The sequence below is a fragment of the Phaeobacter sp. B1627 genome (genome assembly GCF_006265095.1).
Taxonomy (GTDB): Bacteria; Pseudomonadota; Alphaproteobacteria; order Rhodobacterales; family Rhodobacteraceae; genus Epibacterium.
In genome coordinates this window covers 92,530-112,097 of sequence record NZ_VCNK01000018.1, presented here as the reverse complement: position 1 = coordinate 112,097, position 19,568 = coordinate 92,530, and the positions used below count along the sequence as shown (strand labels likewise).

20 protein-coding genes are annotated in these 19,568 nt (G+C 60.9%); 3 read left to right on the top strand and 17 right to left on the bottom strand.

Going from position 1 to position 19,568, the window contains the following annotated elements:
• Nucleotide 1: 1 nt before the first annotated feature.
• The 3 genes from FGE21_RS10545 to FGE21_RS20380 all read left to right on the top strand — a co-directional run bounded on the left by FGE21_RS10545 (nt 2) and on the right by FGE21_RS20380 (nt 3,128).
• A complete protein-coding gene (locus FGE21_RS10545; protein WP_139663252.1) occupies nt 2-955 on the top strand; it encodes a glycosyltransferase family 2 protein in 954 nt (317 codons plus the stop codon).
• A gap of 184 nt (nt 956-1,139) precedes the next feature.
• Nucleotides 1,140-2,699 carry a DEAD/DEAH box helicase gene (locus FGE21_RS10540; RefSeq protein ID WP_139663251.1) on the top strand — a complete coding sequence of 520 codons (1,560 nt, stop codon included), beginning with the start codon at nt 1,140-1,142 and terminating at the stop codon, nt 2,697-2,699.
• Nucleotides 2,700-2,993: 294 nt separating this feature from the next.
• Complete coding sequence (locus tag FGE21_RS20380) at nt 2,994-3,128, top strand: RSP_7527 family protein (RefSeq protein ID WP_255731500.1); 135 nt, start codon at nt 2,994-2,996, stop codon at nt 3,126-3,128.
• 187 nt (nt 3,129-3,315) lie between these two features.
• On the opposite strand, the gene FGE21_RS10535 is transcribed toward FGE21_RS20380, so the two are convergent.
• The 17 genes from FGE21_RS10535 to FGE21_RS10455 all read right to left on the bottom strand — a co-directional run bounded on the left by FGE21_RS10535 (nt 3,316) and on the right by FGE21_RS10455 (nt 19,535).
• Nucleotides 3,316-4,983, bottom strand: a complete 1,668-nt coding sequence (locus FGE21_RS10535; protein WP_139663250.1) for a ribonuclease J — start codon at nt 4,981-4,983, stop codon at nt 3,316-3,318.
• 2 nt (nt 4,984-4,985) lie between these two features.
• Nucleotides 4,986-5,762: a type III pantothenate kinase gene (locus FGE21_RS10530; protein ID WP_139663249.1), complete on the bottom strand. Its 777-nt coding sequence runs from the start codon at nt 5,760-5,762 to the stop codon at nt 4,986-4,988.
• A 16-nt stretch (nt 5,763-5,778) separates the two neighbouring features.
• Complete coding sequence (locus FGE21_RS10525) at nt 5,779-6,528, bottom strand: biotin--[acetyl-CoA-carboxylase] ligase (RefSeq protein WP_139663248.1); 750 nt, start codon at nt 6,526-6,528, stop codon at nt 5,779-5,781.
• Nucleotides 6,529-6,616: 88 nt separating this feature from the next.
• Nucleotides 6,617-8,053, bottom strand: a complete 1,437-nt coding sequence (gene nuoN / locus FGE21_RS10520) for an NADH-quinone oxidoreductase subunit NuoN (protein WP_139663247.1) — start codon at nt 8,051-8,053, stop codon at nt 6,617-6,619.
• A 12-nt stretch (nt 8,054-8,065) separates the two neighbouring features.
• Complete coding sequence (locus FGE21_RS10515; RefSeq protein WP_139663246.1) at nt 8,066-9,631, bottom strand: NADH-quinone oxidoreductase subunit M; 1,566 nt, start codon at nt 9,629-9,631, stop codon at nt 8,066-8,068.
• Nucleotides 9,631-11,802, bottom strand: coding sequence for an NADH-quinone oxidoreductase subunit L (gene nuoL / locus FGE21_RS10510; RefSeq protein ID WP_139663245.1), 2,172 nt, complete (start codon nt 11,800-11,802; stop codon nt 9,631-9,633). The genes FGE21_RS10515 and nuoL overlap by 1 nt, the downstream gene beginning before the upstream one ends.
• A gap of 6 nt (nt 11,803-11,808) precedes the next feature.
• The gene (gene nuoK, locus FGE21_RS10505; RefSeq protein WP_011538102.1) at nt 11,809-12,114 is read right to left on the bottom strand and encodes an NADH-quinone oxidoreductase subunit NuoK; all 306 of its coding nucleotides are present in this window, start codon (nt 12,112-12,114) and stop codon (nt 11,809-11,811) included.
• A gap of 7 nt (nt 12,115-12,121) precedes the next feature.
• Entirely contained in the window at nt 12,122-12,724 is a 603-nt protein-coding gene (locus FGE21_RS10500) for an NADH-quinone oxidoreductase subunit J (protein ID WP_139663244.1), read from the bottom strand.
• Nucleotides 12,721-13,131: a carboxymuconolactone decarboxylase family protein gene (locus tag FGE21_RS10495; RefSeq protein WP_139663243.1), complete on the bottom strand. Its 411-nt coding sequence runs from the start codon at nt 13,129-13,131 to the stop codon at nt 12,721-12,723. Before FGE21_RS10495 ends, FGE21_RS10500 begins: the two co-directional genes overlap by 4 nt.
• Nucleotides 13,128-13,622, bottom strand: coding sequence for an NADH-quinone oxidoreductase subunit NuoI (nuoI, locus tag FGE21_RS10490; RefSeq protein WP_139663242.1), 495 nt, complete (start codon nt 13,620-13,622; stop codon nt 13,128-13,130). Before nuoI ends, FGE21_RS10495 begins: the two co-directional genes overlap by 4 nt.
• Before the next feature lies 1 nt (nt 13,623).
• A complete protein-coding gene (gene nuoH / locus FGE21_RS10485; RefSeq protein WP_139663241.1) occupies nt 13,624-14,661 on the bottom strand; it encodes an NADH-quinone oxidoreductase subunit NuoH in 1,038 nt (345 codons plus the stop codon).
• Between the two features lie 6 nt (nt 14,662-14,667).
• The gene (locus FGE21_RS10480) at nt 14,668-15,060 is read right to left on the bottom strand and encodes a hypothetical protein (protein ID WP_139663240.1); all 393 of its coding nucleotides are present in this window, start codon (nt 15,058-15,060) and stop codon (nt 14,668-14,670) included.
• Complete coding sequence (gene nuoG, locus FGE21_RS10475) at nt 15,057-17,039, bottom strand: NADH-quinone oxidoreductase subunit NuoG (protein WP_139663239.1); 1,983 nt, start codon at nt 17,037-17,039, stop codon at nt 15,057-15,059. The genes FGE21_RS10480 and nuoG overlap by 4 nt, the downstream gene beginning before the upstream one ends.
• 3 nt (nt 17,040-17,042) lie before the next feature.
• Nucleotides 17,043-17,423 carry a DUF5333 domain-containing protein gene (locus FGE21_RS10470; protein ID WP_139663330.1) on the bottom strand — a complete coding sequence of 127 codons (381 nt, stop codon included), beginning with the start codon at nt 17,421-17,423 and terminating at the stop codon, nt 17,043-17,045.
• Nucleotides 17,424-17,605: 182 nt separating this feature from the next.
• On the bottom strand, nt 17,606-17,965 hold the full coding sequence (locus tag FGE21_RS10465) for a hypothetical protein (RefSeq protein WP_255731499.1): 360 nt from the start codon (nt 17,963-17,965) through the stop codon (nt 17,606-17,608).
• A 7-nt stretch (nt 17,966-17,972) separates the two neighbouring features.
• Nucleotides 17,973-19,271, bottom strand: coding sequence for an NADH-quinone oxidoreductase subunit NuoF (gene nuoF, locus FGE21_RS10460; protein WP_139663238.1), 1,299 nt, complete (start codon nt 19,269-19,271; stop codon nt 17,973-17,975).
• 6 nt (nt 19,272-19,277) lie between these two features.
• The gene (locus tag FGE21_RS10455) at nt 19,278-19,535 is read right to left on the bottom strand and encodes a DUF5337 domain-containing protein (RefSeq protein WP_139663237.1); all 258 of its coding nucleotides are present in this window, start codon (nt 19,533-19,535) and stop codon (nt 19,278-19,280) included.
• Between the last annotated feature and the right edge of the window lie 33 nt (nt 19,536-19,568).

Here is a 19,568-nt window from a genome sequence, read left to right as displayed (position 1 = left end):
GATGCAGGGGGCCGTCAGACCATCAACCTGGGGACTTGTCTCGACCATCAAGGCCGATGCGCCGGATATTCTCGACTTTGCGGCCTGGCATCTGGAGCGCGGCGCGCACCGGCTGCTTCTCTATCTCGATGCCCCCTGCCCCGACGCGCTGCCCCATCTGAAAGCGCATCCCAGGATCCGGGTGATTGAGACCGACCGCGCCCATTGGCAAAAGCGCCGGGGCGGCATGCCGCAGAAACATCAGGTCCGCCAGTCGTTGAACGCCACCCGTGCCTATCGCCGTCAGTCCGCAGATCTGGACTGGCTGATCCATCTGGACGTTGACGAATTCCTCTGGTCAGAGGACGATCTGGCGGCAACGCTCGCGACCTTGCCAGAGCAGGTTCTCTGTGCACGCGCGCGCCCTCTCGAAGCGCTGGCGGATGGCTCTGACGGGTTCAAGGCGCCGATCCCACCCGGCCCCGAGCAGGACCGCATTGCCGCCCACCTCTATCCCCGGTTCGCCAGCTACCTGAGAGGCGGGTTTGTCAGCCACGTCCAGGGCAAACTGTTCGTGCGGACCGGACAGAATGACGTGGACTTTCGCATCCACAACGCGTTTGTCGGCGGGGTGGAAAATCCCGGCCAGCAGGAATTGCCGCAGGTTGACCTGTGTCATCTGCATGCCGCGACATGGACCACGTGGTTGGCGCACTACCGATACCGGCTTGCAAAAGGGTCCTACCGTGCAGAGCTGAAACCGGCGCAGAGCCGCGAGGCCGGCGGCGTGACGCTTCATCAATTGCTCTCAAGCCTTGAGGCCGAGTCGGGCGAATCCGGTCTGCGGTCGTTTTTCGACGAGATCTGCGCCGACAGCCCGGATTTGCGGAACCGGCTGACCAAGGAGGGGTTGTTTCGACGCCGTACTCTTGCGAAACTCCAGGCTCGGCAACGGCAATTCCCGAAATTCGGATAAACTGTTTCCCAAAAACTGCAAACAAGCCGGAACTCCGGGGAAAATTCGCGATCATTTGACCATATCACGCATTTTTGCTATGTGCCGCGGCATCCGGGGACGATCTGCAGACGCAGATGTTCGACTGATACCGGCATAAACACACACGCGCGGGCCAGGTCAGTGTCCGCAAAAACGGACGCATATGACAAAATTTTCCGATCTGAACTTGAATCCCAAGGTCCTCAAAGCAATTGAGGAAGCAGGATACGAAACCCCTACACCGATTCAGGCGGGCGCTATTCCTGCCGCACTCGAAGGGCGGGATGTCCTCGGGATCGCTCAGACGGGCACCGGCAAAACCGCCTCCTTCACACTGCCCATGATCACCCGTCTGGCACGCGGACGCGCCCGTGCCCGGATGCCGCGTTCTCTGGTGCTCTGCCCGACTCGCGAGCTTGCGGCACAGGTGGCCGAGAACTTTGATACCTACGCAAAACACGTAAAACTGACCAAAGCACTGCTGATTGGCGGTGTTTCGTTCAAGGAACAGGACGCGCTGATCGATCGTGGTGTTGACGTTCTGATCGCGACCCCCGGCCGGTTGCTGGACCATTTCGAGCGCGGCAAGCTGCTGTTGACCGGCATCGAGATCATGGTTGTTGACGAGGCGGACCGGATGCTCGACATGGGCTTCATTCCCGATATCGAGCGCATCTTCTCCCTGACGCCCTTCACGCGCCAGACGCTGTTCTTCTCGGCCACAATGGCTTCCGAAATCGAGCGGATCACCAACACGTTCCTCTCCGCGCCCGAGCGGGTCGAGATCGCGCGGCAGGCCACCACATCCGAGACGATCGAACAGGCCGTTGTGATGTTCAAGGCCTCGCGCAAGGATCGCGAATCGACCGAAAAGCGCCGGGTTCTGCGCGAATTGATCGATCAGGAAGGCGATGCCATGTCCAATGCGATCATCTTCTGCAACCGCAAGACCGATGTGGATGCCGTGGCCAAATCGCTGAAGAAATACGGCTATGATGCGGCGCCCATTCACGGTGATCTGGATCAGAGCCAGCGGACCAAGACGCTCGATGGGTTCCGCGATGGCAACCTCAAGATCCTGGTGGCCTCCGATGTGGCCGCCCGTGGCCTCGATGTGCCCTCGGTGAGCCATGTGTTCAATTTCGATGTGCCGGGCCACGCCGAGGACTATGTGCACCGGATTGGCCGCACCGGCCGGGCTGGCCGCTCCGGCAAGGCGATCACGATCTGCAGTCTGCGCGATGAAAAGAACCTGAGCGCGGTCGAAGGGCTGGTCCAGAAGGAAATCACCCGTCTGGAGAACCCGGTCAAGCCGGCCACTGCCCGCAAAACAGAGGCCGCAGGCGACACGCCAGAGACCAAACCCGAGACCAAGTCGGCCCGCCCGACCCGCCGCATACGCAGCCGCACCGCCTCCGCGACGGCTCCTGCGGCGGACACGGCGGCGACACCCGCGACTGCTCCCGCAGAGGCACCTGCTGCAGCGGTTCAAAGCCACGCAGGTCAAAAGTCAGAAGTTCAAAACCCAGAGGGTCAAAGGACAGCGGACGAAAAAGCGGGCGCACCAAAATCCGGAGAACGGCAAGAGAGCGGCAGCAAGTCCACCAAATCCCGCTCGCGCGGCCGCAAGGACGACCGCCGGGACGACAGGACCGTCGTTGGAATGGGCGACCATATGCCCAGCTTCATCGCCCTGAGCTTTGCGGAGCGGCGCGCGGGCTGATGCCGCTGATGGGCTGACAGCACTGGGGGGCGCCTCTGCAAAGAGAGCCCCTCTCCCATCGTTTGAAACCATCCGTTGAAACCATCGCATAAAAATTAGAAACCGCCCGCCATCCGGCACGGGCGGTTTTTCTTTGTCCGCGCCTCATCATGTCTTGCGGCGGCGGCATAGCGGCAATGCCAAGCTATACGATGTCACACCACAGCCCATGGCCTAGATGACAGAGATCGAAATGTTGGTACCCATTAGGTGATGTTATGAAGCCCCCCCCCTGTCGCGCTGCTCAGCGATGAAATGAAAGAGATCGAACTGCGCGCCCGGCAGATGCGTGCACAGGCCATTGCCGCGCTTCTTTCTGGCGCCGGCTCAACGCTTTTGCGTTTGGCGAAACGCTCCGCGCTGGTGCTTTCCCGCCCACGCGTGGCCTGAAAACCGCCCTGGTTTGCGCAAACAAGCCAAGGCTGCGCAAACCAGGGCTGCGCAGAATCGGATCTGAAGTGATCGCGCAAAATGACCCGCAGAATGAAAAGCGCCCGGACCTTTGAGATCCGGGCGCTTTTCGTTCAACTGCTGCAGGCGTCACAACACCATCGGTGCCACGCGCCCGCAAAGCGGATCAGCGCATGCGGCTGACGACCACCGTGACCTCTGGCTTTTTGCCGATCTCGGACTGGGCCGACTGGCGCGCAATCCGTTTCAGCTCCTGCTCCAGCTTGTCGTCATCCTTCAGCGTCTTCTTTCCAGCCCGCATCAGGAATTGGTTCAAATCCTCTTCCATGATCTCGACCAGCGCGGCATTCGACTTCCCGGTTTCAGCCAGCCCCTTGAGATCAACCCAAGGCTCGCCCAGCGGCTCGTCCTGTTCGTCCAGAATCGCGGTGACAACCACATGGCCATTCAGCGCCATCCGGATCCGGTCGCGCACGATGCCGTCCATGGCGCCGACCTTGACCGACCCGTCGAGATAGGTCCGTCCGGTGTCGATATACTCAGCCACGGTCGGGCGGTCCCCGGTCAGATCGACCATCATGCCATTGACGGCAATGGTGGAGGCGATGCCTTTTTCCTCGCCCAGACGGGCATGCTGGCGCAGGTGGCGATGCTCGCCATGCATTGGAATCAGCATCTTCGGCTTCACGATTTCATGCATCCGTTGCAGATCGGGGCGATTGGCGTGGCCTGACACGTGATACAGGCCGGAGCTGTCGTCCACCACATCCACACCGCGCTCCGAGAACTGGTTGATGATCCAGATGACACCCTTTTCGTTGCCGGGAATCGTCTTGGAGGAGAACAGGAACAAATCGCCCTCCTTCAACTCCAGACCGCGAAACTTGCCCCGCGCCAACTGTGCCGAGGCAGCGCGACGTTCGCCCTGACTGCCGGTGGTGATCAACATCAGATTTTCGCGCGGGATATCCCCTGCCTCTTCCGGGCGGATCACGGCGGGAAAATTCTTCAGCACCCCCGTCTCGACCGAAGCTTCGATCATCCGGTTCATCGCGCGCCCGAGAAGGACGATGGACCGCCCTGCCCGCTCGCCCGCTTCGGCCAGCGTTTTCACCCGCGCCACGTTGGAGGCAAAGGTCGTCGCCGCCACCATCCCCGACGCCTCGGAGATCAGCTTGGTGATATTGTCGCCAAGATCGCTCTCCGAGCGGCCCGGATTGAGCGAGAACACATTGGTCGAATCGCAAACCAGCGCCTGCACCCCGTCCTTTGAGATATCTGCCCAAAGCTCGGGATCGAAAGCCTCGCCCACGATCGGATTTTCATCCAGTTTGAAATCGCCAGTGTGCACGACCCGCCCCGCAGGAGAATCGATCACCAGACCACCGCTTTCCGGAATGGAATGCGAAATCGGCACCGCACCGACGGTGAAGGGGCCAAGCTTTGTGACCGCAGGCCAGGCAGAGATGGTGTTCACCACCTCCGGATCCAGACCATGCTCGTCCATCTTGCGGCGCGCGATATTGGCGGTGAAGGCACGGGCATAGACCGGCACGTTCAAACGCGAATAGAGATGCGCGACGGCGCCGATGTGGTCTTCGTGGGCATGGGTGATGAAGATGCCCTCAAGCTGGTCCGCACGATCGGCCAGCCAGGTGATGTCCGGCATGATGAGGTCGACGCCGGGCGTCGTGTCCATGTCGGGGAAGGCCACGCCCAGATCCACGAGAATCAGGCGTTCCTTGCCCGGTTTCCCATAGCCATAGACATAGGCGTTCATACCAATTTCACCTGCCCCGCCGAGGGGCAGATAGATCAAACGTTCACTGCTCATGATTACGTACCGATTTCCTTGTTATGTTCGTGAATGAGCCTGAGACCTTGCATGGTCAGGTCATCCTCAAATGCGTCGAATAGGTCTGCTGTTTGCTGGAAGAGCGGCGCCAGCCCGCCAGTCGAGATTACTTTCATCGGCACGTCGGCCTCGGCCCTGATGCGATCGCAGATTTCGCGAACCAGGCCGACATAGCCCCAGAACACGCCGGATTGCATGCAGGCCACCGTATTGGTGCCGATGACTTTCTGTGGTTTCGAGATGTCCACATGCGGCAGCGCCGCCGCCGCGTGGTGCAGCGCCTCGAGGCTGAGATTGACACCCGGAGCGATGACACCGCCGACATAGGCCCCATCTGCGGCAACCACGTCAAAGGTCGTCGCGGTGCCGAAATCCACGACGATCAGATCGCCGCCGTATTTGTGAAATCCGGCAACCGTATTGACCAACCGGTCAGGCCCCACCGTGGTGCCTGCATCGACGCGCACCGCAACCGGCAGCGCGCATTCCGGTTTGCCCACCACCAGAGGGCGGGTGTTGAAATAGCGGTCCGACAGAACCCGCAGGTTGAATACCACCCGCGGCACCGTCGAGGAGATGATCACATCAGTGATCTTCGCCTTGATTCCTTGCAGGTTCATCAGCGTCGAGAGCCAGACATAATATTGGTCCGCCGTGCGCTGCCATTCGGTCGAGGTGCGCCAGTGTCCGATGATTTTATCACCGTCCCAGATCGCAAACACCGTATTGGTGTTGCCGCAGTCTACTGCCAGAAGCATGGGATCCGAGCCTCCGTCAAAAGAATATATCCGCGGCCGGGATCGTCACGGCCCCTTGGGCGGTCGTCAGAACCAGATTGCCCGATCCGTCTATGGTCTCGAACGTGCCGGATATCTCTTCCCGGGCGGTGCGGGCGGTTATCACCTCGCCCAGCTTTGCCGCGCGGGACAGCCAGGCGGTGCGGATGGGGTCGAACCCGTAGGTGGTGAACTGATCCTCATAGGTTGCAAAGGCGGTGGCCAAGGCCTCCAGAAACGTCTCCGGCTCCACCTTCATGCCCATTTCAGACAGCAATGAGACCGGCCAGACAGCCCCCGGCTCCAACCACTCCTTCATCGGCGTTTCGCACAGGTTCACACCGATGCCGATGGAAAGATAGGCCACACCGTCCTTGCTGCTCGCGCTCTCCAACAGGATCCCGGCGAGTTTGCCCCCGTTCAGCAGCACGTCATTGGGCCATTTGAGCGCCAGCCCCCGGCTCCGCCCGGTCACGGTTTCCACCGCGTCATACAGGGCCAGCGCCGCGATAAAGCTGCGCAGGGCGATCTGGTCGGGGCGCCCTTCGGGACGGTAGACCAATGTGCCGGCGAAATTGCCGCTGGGATCGGTCCAGGCCCGGCCCCGACGACCGCGGCCTTTGGTCTGGCGGCGCGCAAGTATCCACTCCGGCCCGGTGAGGGTCGGTGCAATACGGGCTGCTTCGTCCAGCGTGCTGTCCACTTCGTCCAGCACCCGACGTCCATATCCGGTTGGCCAATCTGTCATAGGCGCCCCTGTATCACCCGTTCCTGCAAAAGGCAAAAGGCCTGGTCGCATCGGACCAGGCCTTTTGCAAATTTATTGACGAACCGTTTCAGTGGACCAACATCGCCGCCGCCGCTGAGGCCGCGCCTTCCAGACCGAAAGTCGAGATCACTCCGATCAACATCAGCGCCGCTCCGGCCGAGAAGAAGGCCAGAAGCACTGGCGAGCGCGAGGTCTCCACCTCGACACCCTCGGAACCGAAGTACATGAAGAACACGATCCGCAGATAATAGTAGGCCCCGATCACAGATGCGATCACCCCGGCGATTGCCAGCCAGGCCATGTCAGCCTCAACCGCCGCACGCAGCACGAAGAACTTGCCGAAGAAGCCCAGCATCGGCGGCACGCCCGCCAGCGAGAACAACAGGACCAGCATGCCCAGAGCGCGACCCGGCTCCCGCTTGGCATATTGGTTCAGGGCGCGGATATCCGTCACCGGCTTGCCGTCGCGATGCAGCATCATGATAAAGGCAAAGGTGCCGATATTCATGGCAACGTAGATCGACATGTAGATCAGCAGAGCCTGAATACCGAGCTCGGTTCCCGCCGCCAGACCGATCAGCGCATAGCCCATGTGGGCGATGGAGGAATAGGCCATCAGACGTTTGATATCCGTCTGGCCGATCGCAGCGACCGCACCGAGGAACATCGACAGCAGCGCCAGCAGCGCGACAATCTGGCTCCAGTCCTGAACCGCATGGCCAAAGGCGTCATGCATGACACGGGCAAACAGGCCCATCGCCGCCACTTTGGGCGCGGAGGCAAAGAAGGCCGTCACCGGCGTCGGCGCGCCCTCGTAGACGTCCGGTGTCCACATGTGGAAGGGCACCGCCGAAACCTTGAACGCAAGGCCGGAGATCAGGAAGACGATGCCGAACAGCAGACCGATGGTCACGTGACCATGCTGGGCCACCTCGATGATACCGGAGAACAGCGTGGTGCCGGCGAAGCCATAGACCAGCGAGGCACCATAGAGCAGCAGTCCGGACGACAGCGCCCCGAGCACAAAGTACTTCAGGCCCGCCTCGGTCGATTTGGCGCTGTCGCGGCGCAGAGAGGCCACAACATAGAGCGCCAGAGACTGCAGTTCGAGCCCCATATAGAGCGCCATCAAATCCCCGGCGGAGACCATGACCATCATCCCGATGGTCGAAAGCGCCACCAGCAGCGGGTATTCGAACCGCAGCATGCCACGTTTGGACATATAGTCCTGCCCCATCACCATGACGGCGGCGGCGGACAACAGGATCGCGACCTTGGCAAAGCGCGAGAACGCATCGTCGACGATCATACCGCCGAAGGCCTCTGTGGAGCCGGAGCCGGAGGTTCCGATCCAGATCCCCAGCACCGCCATCAGCGCGGCGGTGACCCACACGAGCAGCGGCGCGAGCTTGTCCTTGGAAGTGTAAACCGCTCCGATCAGCGCCACCATCACATAGATGGCGAGGACGATCTCGGGCAGGATCACGGAGAGATCAGCTTGCATCTGAGCGGCTCCTTAGTGGGAATTTGTGGTGGCGACGTCAACCTCGGCCGCTTCCACGAGGAAGTCGGCGTTGGCAACGGCCGTATTGACGGAGGACACCAGTGCTTCGGTCGAGGGGCCGATCACATCGGTGACAACGGAAGGATAGATCCCGAGCAGCAGGGTCATCACAACCAGCGGTGCGAAGATCCATTTCTCGCGGGCATTCATGTCCTTGATCGCCTTCAGGCTTTCCTTGATCAGATCCCCGAACACCACGCGGCGATAGAGCCACAGCGCATAGGCGGCCGAGAAAATCACCCCGGAGGTGGCGACAAAGGCCACCCAGGTGTTTTTCTGGAAGGTGCCCATCAGGGTCAGGAATTCGCCGATGAACCCGGAAGTCCCCGGCAAGCCCACATTGCCCATGGTGAAGAACATGAAGACCAGCGCATAGGCAGGCATCCGGATCACCAGACCGCCGTAGGCCTCGATGTCACGGGTGTGCATACGGTCGTAGATCACGCCCACACAGAGGAACAGCGCCGCCGAGATGAAACCGTGGCTCAGCATCTGGAAGATCGCGCCGTCGATCCCCTGCTGGTTCGCAGCAAAGATCCCCATGGTGACAAACCCCATATGCGCGACCGAAGAATAGGCGATCAGCTTTTTCATGTCTTCCTGCACCATCGCCACCAGCGAGGTATAGACGATGGCGATGGCGGACATCCAAAGGATCAGATCGGACATGACCTCGGAGCCGACGGGGAACATCGGCAGGCTGAAGCGCAGGAAGCCGTAGCCGCCCATCTTCAACAGGATTGCCGCCAGCACAACAGAGCCGGCCGTCGGCGCCTGCACGTGCGCATCCGGCAGCCAGGTATGCACAGGCCACATCGGCATCTTGACTGCAAACGACGCAAAGAAGGCCAAAAACAGCAGCGTCTGCATACCGCCCAGCACATGGACCCCAAGCACGTCGAAACTGGTGTAGGAGAATTCATGCGCCAGAAGCTTCACGATATCGGTGGAGCCCGCATCGAAGTACATCGCCACCATCGCCACCAGCATCAGCACCGAGCCGAAAAAGGTGTAGAGGAAGAACTTGAACGATGCGTAGATGCGGTCCTTGCCGCCCCAGATGCCGATAATCAGGAACATCGGGATCAGGCCTGCTTCGAAGAACATGTAAAACAGCACCAGATCAAGGGCCATGAAGACGCCAAGCATAAGCGTCTCCAGCACCAGGAAGGCAATCATGTACTCCTTGACGCGGCTCGACACGGTCCAGCTCGCCAGGATCGTCAACGGCATCACAAAGGTGGTGAGCATGACGAACAGGACGGAAATACCGTCGACGCCCATCTTGTATTTCAGACCAAAGATCCACTCGGCCTCTTCGACGAACTGAAAACCGGTGTTGGCGGCGTCAAAGCCGAAGTAGATGAACAGGCTCACCAGAAAGGTGATCGTTGTCGCCAGCAACGCCACGTATTTGGCGTTGCGTTGGGCCGCCTCATCCTCGCCACGCATCAGCAGGGCCATGACAGCCGCCGCCAGCGCAGGGATAAAGGTGACGATGGAAAGGATATTGTCCATCAGTGCGATCCTCCGCCGATCGACATCCAGGTGACCAGGGCCGCAATGCCCAGCACCATGTAGAACGCGTATGTAAAGATGTAGCCAGACTGGGCCCGGCCAGCGAGACGTGTGAAGAAGGGCACCACACCAAGGGCAAGCCAGTTCAGGAAGCCGTCGATGGCATTGCCGTCGCCCTTCTTCCACAGGAATTTACCGATCGCCAGCGCCGGTTTGACAAAAACCGCGTTGTACAGTTCGTCAAAGTACCACTTGTTCTTCAGGAACAGATAGAGCGGCCGCTGCTGTTGGGCGAGGCGTTTCGGCAGCTCCGGATTGACGATATAGAACAGAACCGCCAGCACCAGACCAAACAACATCGCAAAGAACGGAGCCGTTTTCACCAGCCAATGGGTGGCATGGGCATCATCCAGCACGTGATTGTCCGGCGCCATATAGAGTGCACCTTCGCCGGGAGCGCCTGCAAACACATAGTGGTGATCCCCTGCCTCGGCGTGGTCAGTGGCGTGGCCGGTATCGTCGCCGTGGCCTGTGTCGGCAACCACTGCGTCGCCCGTATGGCCGCCATCGCCGTGCCCGTCAGCATCGGTCGCACCGTGATCTCCACCGTGATCTGAGGCGTGATCTCCAGCCGAGGCTTCGGCAACCGGAATGCCGTAGAATTTGCCGACTTTATCCGCGTGACCGAAGAAACTGCCGTACCAGAGCATGCCCGAGAACACCGCCCCGAGCGCAAGCACGCCAAGCGGGATCAACATGACCATCGGGCTTTCATGCGCGTGATCATGGGTGTGTTTGTCACCCCGCGGCTTGCCGTAGAAGGTCAGGAAGATCAGCCGCCAGCTATAGAAGGAGGTCATCGCCGCCGCGATCACCAGCATCCAGAAGCCATACATCGACCCGCCCGCATAGGCGCTCTCGATGATCGCGTCCTTGGACAGGAAGCCTGCGAAACCGATCTGGGTCAGGGGAATGCCAACACCGGTGATCGCCAATGTGCCGATCATCATCGCCGCGAATGTATAGGGGATCTTTTTGCGCAACCCGCCATAATTCATCATGTCCTGCTCGTGATGCATGGCATGGATGACCGAACCAGCGCCGAGAAACAGCATCGCCTTGAAGAAGGCATGGGTGAACAGGTGAAACATCGCTGCCGAATACATGCCGACGCCTGCTGCCACGAACATATAGCCCAGCTGCGAACAGGTGGAGTAGGCGATGACGCGTTTGATGTCGGTCTGCACCAAACCCACGGTTGCGGCAAAGAAGGCAGTGGTGGCGCCGATGATGGTGATAAAGGCGGTTGCCTCGGGGGCGACTTCCATCAGCGGTGACATGCGGCACACGAGGAACACACCAGCGGTCACCATGGTCGCCGCGTGGATCAGCGCCGACACCGGGGTCGGGCCTTCCATGGCATCCGGAAGCCAGGTGTGCAGGAAAAGCTGCGCAGATTTCCCCATCGCGCCCACAAACAGCAGGAACGCCAGGAGATTCGCAGCATTCCAGTCGGTCCAGAGGAAGGAAATCGTCGTTTCCGCCAATTGCGGCGTGGCTGCGAAGATGTCCGACAGGTTGATGCTGTCGGTCAGCAGGAACAGGCCGAAGATGCCGAGCGCAAATCCAAAGTCGCCGACGCGGTTGACGATAAACGCCTTCATTGCGGCCGCGCCTGCCGAGGGCTTGCGGTAGTAGAACCCGATCAGAAGATAGGAGGCAACGCCGACGCCCTCCCAGCCGAAGAACATCTGGACCAGATTGTCCGAGGTCACCAGCATCAGCATCGCAAAGGTGAAGAACGACAGATAGGCAAAGAAACGCGGCTTGTAGCTCTCGCCCTCTTTCCACTGCGGATCATGATCCATGTAGCCAAAGGAATAGAGGTGAACCAGCGCGGAGACCGTCGAGATCACGATCAGCATGATCGCGGTCAGGCGGTCGAGCCGGATCGCCCAGGAGGTCGACAGGCTGCCGCTTTCGATCCAGCGGAAGATCTCGATGACTTCGGTCTTGCCGCCAAAGGTCAGGAAGGTGATCCAGGACAGAAGCGCCGTCAGGAACAAGAGGCCGGTGGCGGTCCACATGGCCGCTTTTTCGCCAATGATCTTGTGGCCGAAACCGCAGATCACCGCCCCCACGAGCGGGGCAAAGAGGAGGATGGTTTCCATGGTTCTTCAGCCCTTCATCACGTTGATGTCTTCGACAGCGATGGTGCCACGGTTGCGGAAGAAGCAGACGAGGATCGCAAGACCGATGGCGGCCTCGGCGGCGGCGACGGTCAGCACGAAGAGGGTGAAGACCTGCCCGACCAGATCACCCAGAAAGGATGAAAAGGCCACCAGATTGATGTTCACCGCCAGCAACATCAATTCGATGCTCATCAGCAGGATGATCACGTTCTTGCGGTTCAGAAAGAGCCCGAAGATGCCGATGACGAACAGCGTCGCCGCGACGGTCAGATAATGTTCAATTCCGATCATTGCCGTATCAAAGCCCCTGCCCCGGTTTGATGTCCTTCAGCTCCATCGCCGTGGCCGGATCGCGATAGATCTGCGCCAGAATGTTCTGGCGTTTCACGTCCTGGCGATGGCGCAGGGTCAGAACGATGGCGCCGATCATGGCCACCAGAAGGATCAGACCCGCAAGCTGGAACAAAAGGAAATATTGGTCATAGATTATGAGGCCAAGCGCCTCGGTGTTGTGGCGCCCCTCGGGCACCGGTTGGCTCAGGTTCTGGGCCACCGTCGCAGCACTTTCCCAGGAGCCGAAGGCGATCACGAACTGCATCAGGATCACCAGCCCGATGAGCAAGGCCAGCGGCATGTAGCGCGCCATTTCCGCCTTCAGCTCGGCAAAGTCCACGTCGAGCATCATCACCACAAAGAGGAACAGCACCGCGACCGCGCCCACGTAGACGATGACCAGCAGCATGGCGACGAATTCCGCCCCCAAGAGCACAAACAACCCGGCCGAGGATATGAAGGCCAGGATCAGCCACAGCACCGAATGCACCGGCTGGCGGCTCACCACGGTGAACAGCCCGCCGGTGATGGCGCTGATGGCAAAGAGGTAAAAGGCAAAAACGCTCATGTCTCATCGTCCCCTTTGGCGTCCATGACGTCCTGCGCCAGTTCCAGCGCCTTGGTCATGGCCGGGATGCCGGCAAAGACCGACATCTGTCCGATCGTCTCAACGATCTCTTGTTTCTTCGCGCCCGCCTCAAGTGCGTGGCGCACGGTCTGGCGCACGGCACTGTCGGCCTGCGCGCCCTGCATGGTCAGCCCGGCCAATGTCAGCAGCAGCCGGGTCTTGGCATCGAGACCGTCCTTGTTGACGGCATTGCCGAACATCATTTCCATGACCTCTTTGGGCATGGTCGGCCAAAGCGCCTCGAACCCTTTGGGCGAGAAGCTCTCCAGCGCCGGGTTCAGAGCCTTTGCCATCTCCTGCGCCTGGGCCATCATCGTCTCAAAGGGGTTTTTCGGCGCTTCTGTCATCGGTACGGTGCGTCCAGTTCGAGGTTGCGGGCAATCTCGGCCTCCCAACGTTCGCCATTCGCCAGCAGCTTGTCCTTGTTATAGAACAGCTCCTCGCGGGTTTCGGTGGCGAATTCGAAGTTCGGGCCCTCGACAATGGCATCCACCGGGCAGGCTTCCTGACAGAAACCACAGTAGATGCATTTGGTCATGTCGATGTCGTAGCGCGTGGTCCGGCGGCTGCCATCCTCGCGCGGTTCGGCATCGATGGTGATGGCCTGCGCCGGGCAGATTGCCTCGCAGAGCTTGCAGGCAATGCAGCGTTCCTCGCCGTTGGGATAGCGGCGCAGCGCGTGCTCGCCCCGGAACCGCGGCGAGAGGGGGCCTTTTTCATGCGGGTAGTTCAGCGTCGCCTTCGGCGCGAAGAAATACTTGAGCCCCAGTTTCATGCCGACCCAGAAGTCCTGCAGCAGGAAGTATTTGGCGGCGCGGGTATAGTCGATCTGCGTCATATCAGCCTCCTGTGCTCCAGCGGGCGAATGCCCCCCAGAACCAATCGAAACGTGCGGCAAAGGCCACGAACACCACCCAAACCAGCGAGAACGGCAGGAAGACTTTCCAGCCAAGACGCATCAGCTGGTCGTAGCGGTACCGCGGGGTGATCGCCTTGACCATGGCGAAGAGGAAGAAGAAGAAGGCCATTTTGGCGACCATCCACAACGGGCTGTCCGGCAGGAACGGGATCGGCGACAGCCAACCGCCAAAGAACAACAGCGAGGTCAGCGCGCACATCAGGAAGATGGCGATGTATTCGCCCGCCATGAACAACAGGAACGGTGTCGAGGAATATTCCACCTGATAGCCCGCCACCAGTTCCGACTCCGCTTCCGGCAGGTCGAACGGTGGTCTGTTGGTCTCTGCCAGCGCCGAGATGAAGAAAAGGAAAACCATCGGGAAATGCGGCAGCCAATACCAGTTGAAGAGGCCCGCGCTGCCATCCTGTGCGCGAACGATGTCGCCGAAGTTCATCGAGCCGGTCGACAGGATGACACCGATGATGATCAATCCGATCGAGACCTCGTAGGAGATCATCTGGGCGGCAGAGCGGAGACTGCCGAGGAAGGGGTACTTTGAGTTGGACGCCCAGCCCCCCATGATCACGCCGTAGACCTCAAGCGAGGAGACCGCAAAAACATAGAGGATCGCGACGTTGATATCGCTCAGCACCCAGGTGTCATTGAACGGGATCACCGCCCAGGCGATCATCGCCAGAACAAAGGAGGTGATCGGCGCCATGATGAACACCGTCCGGTCGGAACCGGCCGGGATGACAACCTCCTTGACGACATATTTCAATGCGTCCGCAACGGTTTGCAGCAGGCCAAAGAGACCGACAACGTTGGGACCGCGCCGCATCTGGACCGCGGCCCAGATCTTGCGGTCGCCATAGACCAGGAAAAGCAGTGAAATCATCACAAAGGCAACAACCGCAAGGGTCTGTGCCAGAATAATGACAGCAATGCCGCCGGGGGTGTTAAAGAAATCAGCCATTGGTCCTCACACCGTAGGTATTCCGTTTGCCTCGCAGTTGGCGACCACGACTTCGGCGTCGATGGTGCGCAAACCGCGCGGGAGAGCTGGCGAGATGGTGTAGACAGCATCTGCCTCCCAAATGCCAGCCTCTTGTTTCGTTTTTGTGCGCAGGTGACGCGCAAATCCGTAGCCGCGGATCAGCGCATATTGTGCCGCCGCGCAATCCGCGTAGTCGTTCAGCTCATCCGGGCTGCGCAGCCGATCCATGGACAGGTGGAACTGAACCAGATCCCCCTCCAGCAGACTGGTCCCCACACCCAGATATTCCGGCGCGGCACGGCTGACCTTGTTGCCGGTGGCATCGCCACAGGCGCCAAGGCCGAAGCCGAGACAGAATATGAGCAGAGCGCGGATCACTCGGCCGCGATCTTCGTGTCACGGCGCGCCAACGCCTGGGCCGAAAGCTCCGCCATCAACTGGGAGGCGCGGGCGATCGGGTTGGTCAGGTAGAAATCCTGCACCGCAGGCAGGAAGTCGGCCTTGCCCAAGGGCTCCGCAGGAAGCGGCTCGCCATCGTTTTCGACGACCCTGTCGACCTGGGCCAGATGCGGCACCTCCCGGATCAGGGCGCTCCGCAGCTGCGCCAGGCTGTCATAGGGCAGTTTTGCACCCAGTTCCGCCGACAACGCCCGCAGCACGGCCCAGTTTTCCTTGGCCTCACCCGGAGCAAAACTGGCCCGCATGGCAAGCTGAGGGCGGCCTTCGGTGTTCACGAACAGACCGTTTTCTTCGGTATAAGCAGCGCCCGGCAGGATCACATCGGCGCGATGTGCGCCGCGATCGCCGTGCGAGCCCTGATAGATCACGAAAGCACCGGCATCGATGTCGACCTCATCGGCGCCAAGGTTGTAGATCACCTCGGCCCCGTCGATGGCAGCGGCCATTCCGCCTTCGGTCACGGCGCCGATATCCATCGCCCCGACGCGCGCGGCGGCACTGTGCAGAACCAGCAATGCGCCAAGGCTCTGTGCCTTCGCCAGAACCGCCAGACCATCCGCCTCACGCAGGGCCCCCTGCCCCACGATGACAAGAGCCCCCTCTCCGGCGGTCAGCTCAGCCAGTGCCGCGCGGTCAGTGCCGATGTGGTCGTAGTCATAGGTCAGATCAACCGAGGGCCCCACGAGCTTTACCGTCGCGCCATTGAGCCAGGCCTTGCGGATGCGGGCATTCAGCACCGGAGCCTCATCGCGCGGGTTGGTCCCGATCAGGATGATCTCCTTCGCGGTGTCGATATCCTCGATGGCGGCGGTTCCGACATATCCAGCGCGGTTGCCAATCGGCAGGCGGGCATTGTCGGTGCGCGCTTCGACCTTGCCGCCGAGGCTTTCGATCAGTTGTTTCAGCGCATAGGCCGCCTCGACAGGAACCAGATCCCCGATCAGACCAGCCACCTTTTTGCCGTTCATCGCAGCCGCGACGGCGTCCAGCGCCTCGGGCCAAGTGGCGGGCTTCAGCTTGCCATCGACACGCACATAGGGCCGGTCCAGACGCTGGCGTCGCAGCCCGTCCCAGACGAAGCGGGACTTGTCTGAAATCCATTCCTCGTTCACGCCGTCATGGTTGCGCGGCAGGATCCGCATCACTTCGCGGCCCTTTGTGTCGACGCGGATATTCGACCCGAGCGCATCCATCACGTCGATGGTTTCGGTCTTGGTCAGCTCCCAGGGGCGGGCGGAAAACGCATAGGGCTTCGAGGTCAGCGCCCCCACCGGGCACAGGTCGATGATGTTGCCCTGCAGGTTCGAATCCAATGTCTCGTTCAGATAGGAGGTGATCTCCGCGTCCTCGCCCCGGCCGGTCTGTCCCATCTGGGTGATGCCTGCGACCTCTGAGGTGAAGCGCACGCAGCGGGTGCAGGAAATGCAGCGGGTCATTGCGGTGCCCACAAGCGGGCCGAGGTTCAGATCGTCAACTGCCCGTTTGGCCTCGCGGAAGCGCGAGAAATCAACACCATAGGCCATTGCCTGATCCTGCAGGTCGCATTCTCCGCCCTGGTCGCAGATCGGGCAATCCAGCGGGTGGTTGATCAGCAGGAATTCCATCACCCCTTCGCGCGCCTTTTTCACCATGGGCGAGTTGGTCTTGACCTGAGGGGCCTGGCCTTCGGGGCCGGGACGCAGATCGCGCACCTGCATCGCGCAGGAGGCCGCAGGTTTCGGCGGGCCGCCGACTACTTCGACCAGGCACATACGGCAGTTGCCGGCAATCGACAGACGCTCGTGATAGCAAAAGCGCGGGATTTCGATACCCGCCTGCTCGCAGGCCTGGATCAGGGTCATGGCCCCGTCCACTTCGATCTCGTTTCCGTCAATGTTGATCTTGCGGAGGTCAGACATGGTCTATTTCGCCCTCAGTAACACGCCGATCGCGCTGTTTTTCTCAATCTCTGCCAACCCGTAGGCGCAGAAGGTTTCCGGTTGGTCCAGTTTGACCCCTTCCTGCGTCAGCAGGCGCGCGCCCTTGGCCCGCATGCGGGCCTTTTCCTGGTCCGATTTGACATAGGCCTTGATCTCGTCATCGCTGTAGCCAAGCGCATTGGCCCGCGCGCGGATCTGATAGAGCTGGTTCAGCCCTTTCAACGTCCGGGGCGCCAGCTGGTCACAGGTCTCGGCAACCTCGCTGGCCACCGCCACCGCAAAGAGCGGGATTTCGATTTCCGGCACGTCCCGCAACGAGGGCCGCGCCTCCCCGGCGGTCGCACCCGCAATACTCGCGCTCATGACCAGCAGTACGGTCACCACCCACAGCGCCGTCAGCATCAGGGCGGATCGCTCGTTCACAAATCGCATCACGGCTCTCTGCTGCGCGGTTCCTTGGGAACCCCGGCCAGAAGAGACTGCTCTGTCCTGCAATAGCAGTGCTGCAGATGCGCCAGTCGGGCGTGGGTATGTCGCCGCTGCGATCACGGTTTGCAGGTCCCCGTGAAGATCCCGTCGCCGCGATCCAGTTGCAGGCTGTATGCCCCCTCGGCATCGACGGTGATATTTGTCCAGTCAAAGCGCGAGGTGCCGAAATTCTCGATGCAGTAGCGTTTCGCCTCGTGATCCGCGGCCTGCAACGCCCCCAGCTGAGAGCGGGTGGCATCCCCGACCTCAACACGGAAATCCGCAAGGGTGGCGCGCTTGTCGATCGCCTTGACGGTCGCCTTGAAGGGGACGCCGTTGAATTTCGGGCGTCGGTCTTCTTTCAGCGAACCACAGGCGGTCAGGCCAAGGCCAGCCGCGACAATCAGGGACAGGGTGAAACCAGCGTGCATCTTCATCTTCCGGTCATTCCGCCGCCATCGCGCCCATACGGCCCGATTTCTGCGCTTTGATACGATCTTCGATTTCCTCGCGGAAGTTGCGGATGAGACCCTGGATTGGCCAGGCCGCCGCGTCGCCGAGGGCACAGATGGTGTGGCCTTCGACCTGCTTGGTCACATCCCACAGCATATCGATTTCCTCGATTTCCGCCTCGCCACGGACCAGACGGTCCATCACCCGCATCATCCAGCCGGTGCCTTCGCGACATGGGGTGCACTGGCCGCAGCTTTCGTGTTTGTAGAACTTCGACAGGCGCCAGATCGCTTTGACGATGTCGGTCTGTTTGTCCATCACGATCACCGCCGCAGTGCCAAGGCCCGAGCCCAGCTCGCCGCGCAGATAGTCAAAATCCATGATCGCGTCTTTCATCTTCTCGCCGCGCACGCAGGGCACCGAGGAGCCCCCCGGGATCACCGCCAGAAGGTTGTCCCAGCCGCCGCGAATACCGCCACAGTGGGTCTCGATCAGCTCGTCAAAGGGGATCGACATGGATTCTTCAACCACACAGGGGTTGTTGACGTGGCCCGAGATCGCGAACAGCTTTGTTCCCGCGTTGTTGGGACGCCCAAAGCCTGCGAACCATTCGGCGCCACGGCGCAGGATGGTCGGCACCACCGCGATGGATTCGACATTGTTCACGGTGGTCGGGCAGCCATACAGCCCCGCGCCCGCCGGGAACGGCGGCTTCATCCGCGGCATGCCCTTCTTGCCTTCGAGGCTCTCGATCAGGGCTGTTTCCTCGCCGCAGATATAGGCCCCGGCGCCATGGTGCAGGAAGACATCGAAATCCCAGCCCGATCCGGCGGCATTGCGGCCCAGGAGCCGCTTGTCATAGGCCTCGTCGATGGCCGCCTGCAGCGCCTCGCGCTCGCGGATATACTCACCGCGCAGATAGATATAGCAGGTATGCGCCTGCATCGCGAAGCTGGCAATCAGCGCCCCCTCGATCAGCGTATGCGGATCGTGACGCATGATTTCGCGGTCTTTGCAGGTGCCGGGCTCCGATTCATCGGCATTGATCACCAGATAGGACGGACGCCCGTCGCTTTCCTTTGGCATGAAGGACCACTTCAGACCGGTGGGAAAGCCCGCGCCACCGCGCCCCCGCAGGCCGGAATCCTTCATCGTCTGGATGATCCAGTCGCGTCCCTTGCCGATGAGATCCGACGTCCCGTCCCAATGGCCGCGCTTTTGGGCGCCCGCCAGCGTGCGCTCATGCATCCCGTAAAGGTTGGTAAAGATCCGATCCTGGTCTTTCAGCATGTCTGCCTACCTTTGGTTCTCTTGTTCAGTGGCCTGACGCAGGCGCCAGAGTTGAAAAATATTGATCGCTGCATAGACCATGCCCGCAAGCGCGGCAAAATCAAACAACAGCGCGTAGCGCCCGGGCAGCCCGATCGCCGGGCCGACAAACAGCGACAGGATCAACCATGTGACCATGGTTCCGGCAATGACGAGGGCCACGTGCCGCCCCTTGGCCGCGATGGCCCTGTCCTGCGCGGTCCTGTCTCCTGCGTCCCTGCTCATCAGGTTCCTGTCCATCCTCTCCGCCACAGCCCA

Bases quoted from the DNA above. Each gene is read 5' to 3' on its own strand.
- FGE21_RS10545 (WP_139663252.1), top strand. From the start codon at position 2: ATGCAGGGGGCCGTCAGACCATCAACCTGGGGACTTGTCTCGACCATC.
- FGE21_RS10540 (WP_139663251.1), top strand. From the start codon at position 1,140: ATGACAAAATTTTCCGATCTGAACTTGAATCCCAAGGTCCTCAAAGCA.
- FGE21_RS20380 (WP_255731500.1), top strand. From the start codon at position 2,994: ATGAAAGAGATCGAACTGCGCGCCCGGCAGATGCGTGCACAGGCCATT.
- FGE21_RS10535 (WP_139663250.1), bottom strand. From the start codon at position 4,983: ATGAGCAGTGAACGTTTGATCTATCTGCCCCTCGGCGGGGCAGGTGAA.
- FGE21_RS10530 (WP_139663249.1), bottom strand. From the start codon at position 5,762: ATGCTTCTGGCAGTAGACTGCGGCAACACCAATACGGTGTTTGCGATC.
- FGE21_RS10525 (WP_139663248.1), bottom strand. From the start codon at position 6,528: ATGACAGATTGGCCAACCGGATATGGACGTCGGGTGCTGGACGAAGTG.
- nuoN (WP_139663247.1), bottom strand. From the start codon at position 8,053: ATGCAAGCTGATCTCTCCGTGATCCTGCCCGAGATCGTCCTCGCCATC.
- FGE21_RS10515 (WP_139663246.1), bottom strand. From the start codon at position 9,631: ATGGACAATATCCTTTCCATCGTCACCTTTATCCCTGCGCTGGCGGCG.
- nuoL (WP_139663245.1), bottom strand. From the start codon at position 11,802: ATGGAAACCATCCTCCTCTTTGCCCCGCTCGTGGGGGCGGTGATCTGC.
- nuoK (WP_011538102.1), bottom strand. From the start codon at position 12,114: ATGATCGGAATTGAACATTATCTGACCGTCGCGGCGACGCTGTTCGTC.
- FGE21_RS10500 (WP_139663244.1), bottom strand. From the start codon at position 12,724: ATGAGCGTTTTTGCCTTTTACCTCTTTGCCATCAGCGCCATCACCGGC.
- FGE21_RS10495 (WP_139663243.1), bottom strand. From the start codon at position 13,131: ATGACAGAAGCGCCGAAAAACCCCTTTGAGACGATGATGGCCCAGGCG.
- nuoI (WP_139663242.1), bottom strand. From the start codon at position 13,622: ATGACGCAGATCGACTATACCCGCGCCGCCAAATACTTCCTGCTGCAG.
- nuoH (WP_139663241.1), bottom strand. From the start codon at position 14,661: ATGGCTGATTTCTTTAACACCCCCGGCGGCATTGCTGTCATTATTCTG.
- nuoG (WP_139663239.1), bottom strand. From the start codon at position 17,039: ATGTCTGACCTCCGCAAGATCAACATTGACGGAAACGAGATCGAAGTG.
- FGE21_RS10470 (WP_139663330.1), bottom strand. From the start codon at position 17,423: ATGAGCGCGAGTATTGCGGGTGCGACCGCCGGGGAGGCGCGGCCCTCG.
- FGE21_RS10465 (WP_255731499.1), bottom strand. From the start codon at position 17,965: ATGAAGATGCACGCTGGTTTCACCCTGTCCCTGATTGTCGCGGCTGGC.
- nuoF (WP_139663238.1), bottom strand. From the start codon at position 19,271: ATGCTGAAAGACCAGGATCGGATCTTTACCAACCTTTACGGGATGCAT.
- FGE21_RS10455 (WP_139663237.1), bottom strand. From the start codon at position 19,535: ATGAGCAGGGACGCAGGAGACAGGACCGCGCAGGACAGGGCCATCGCG.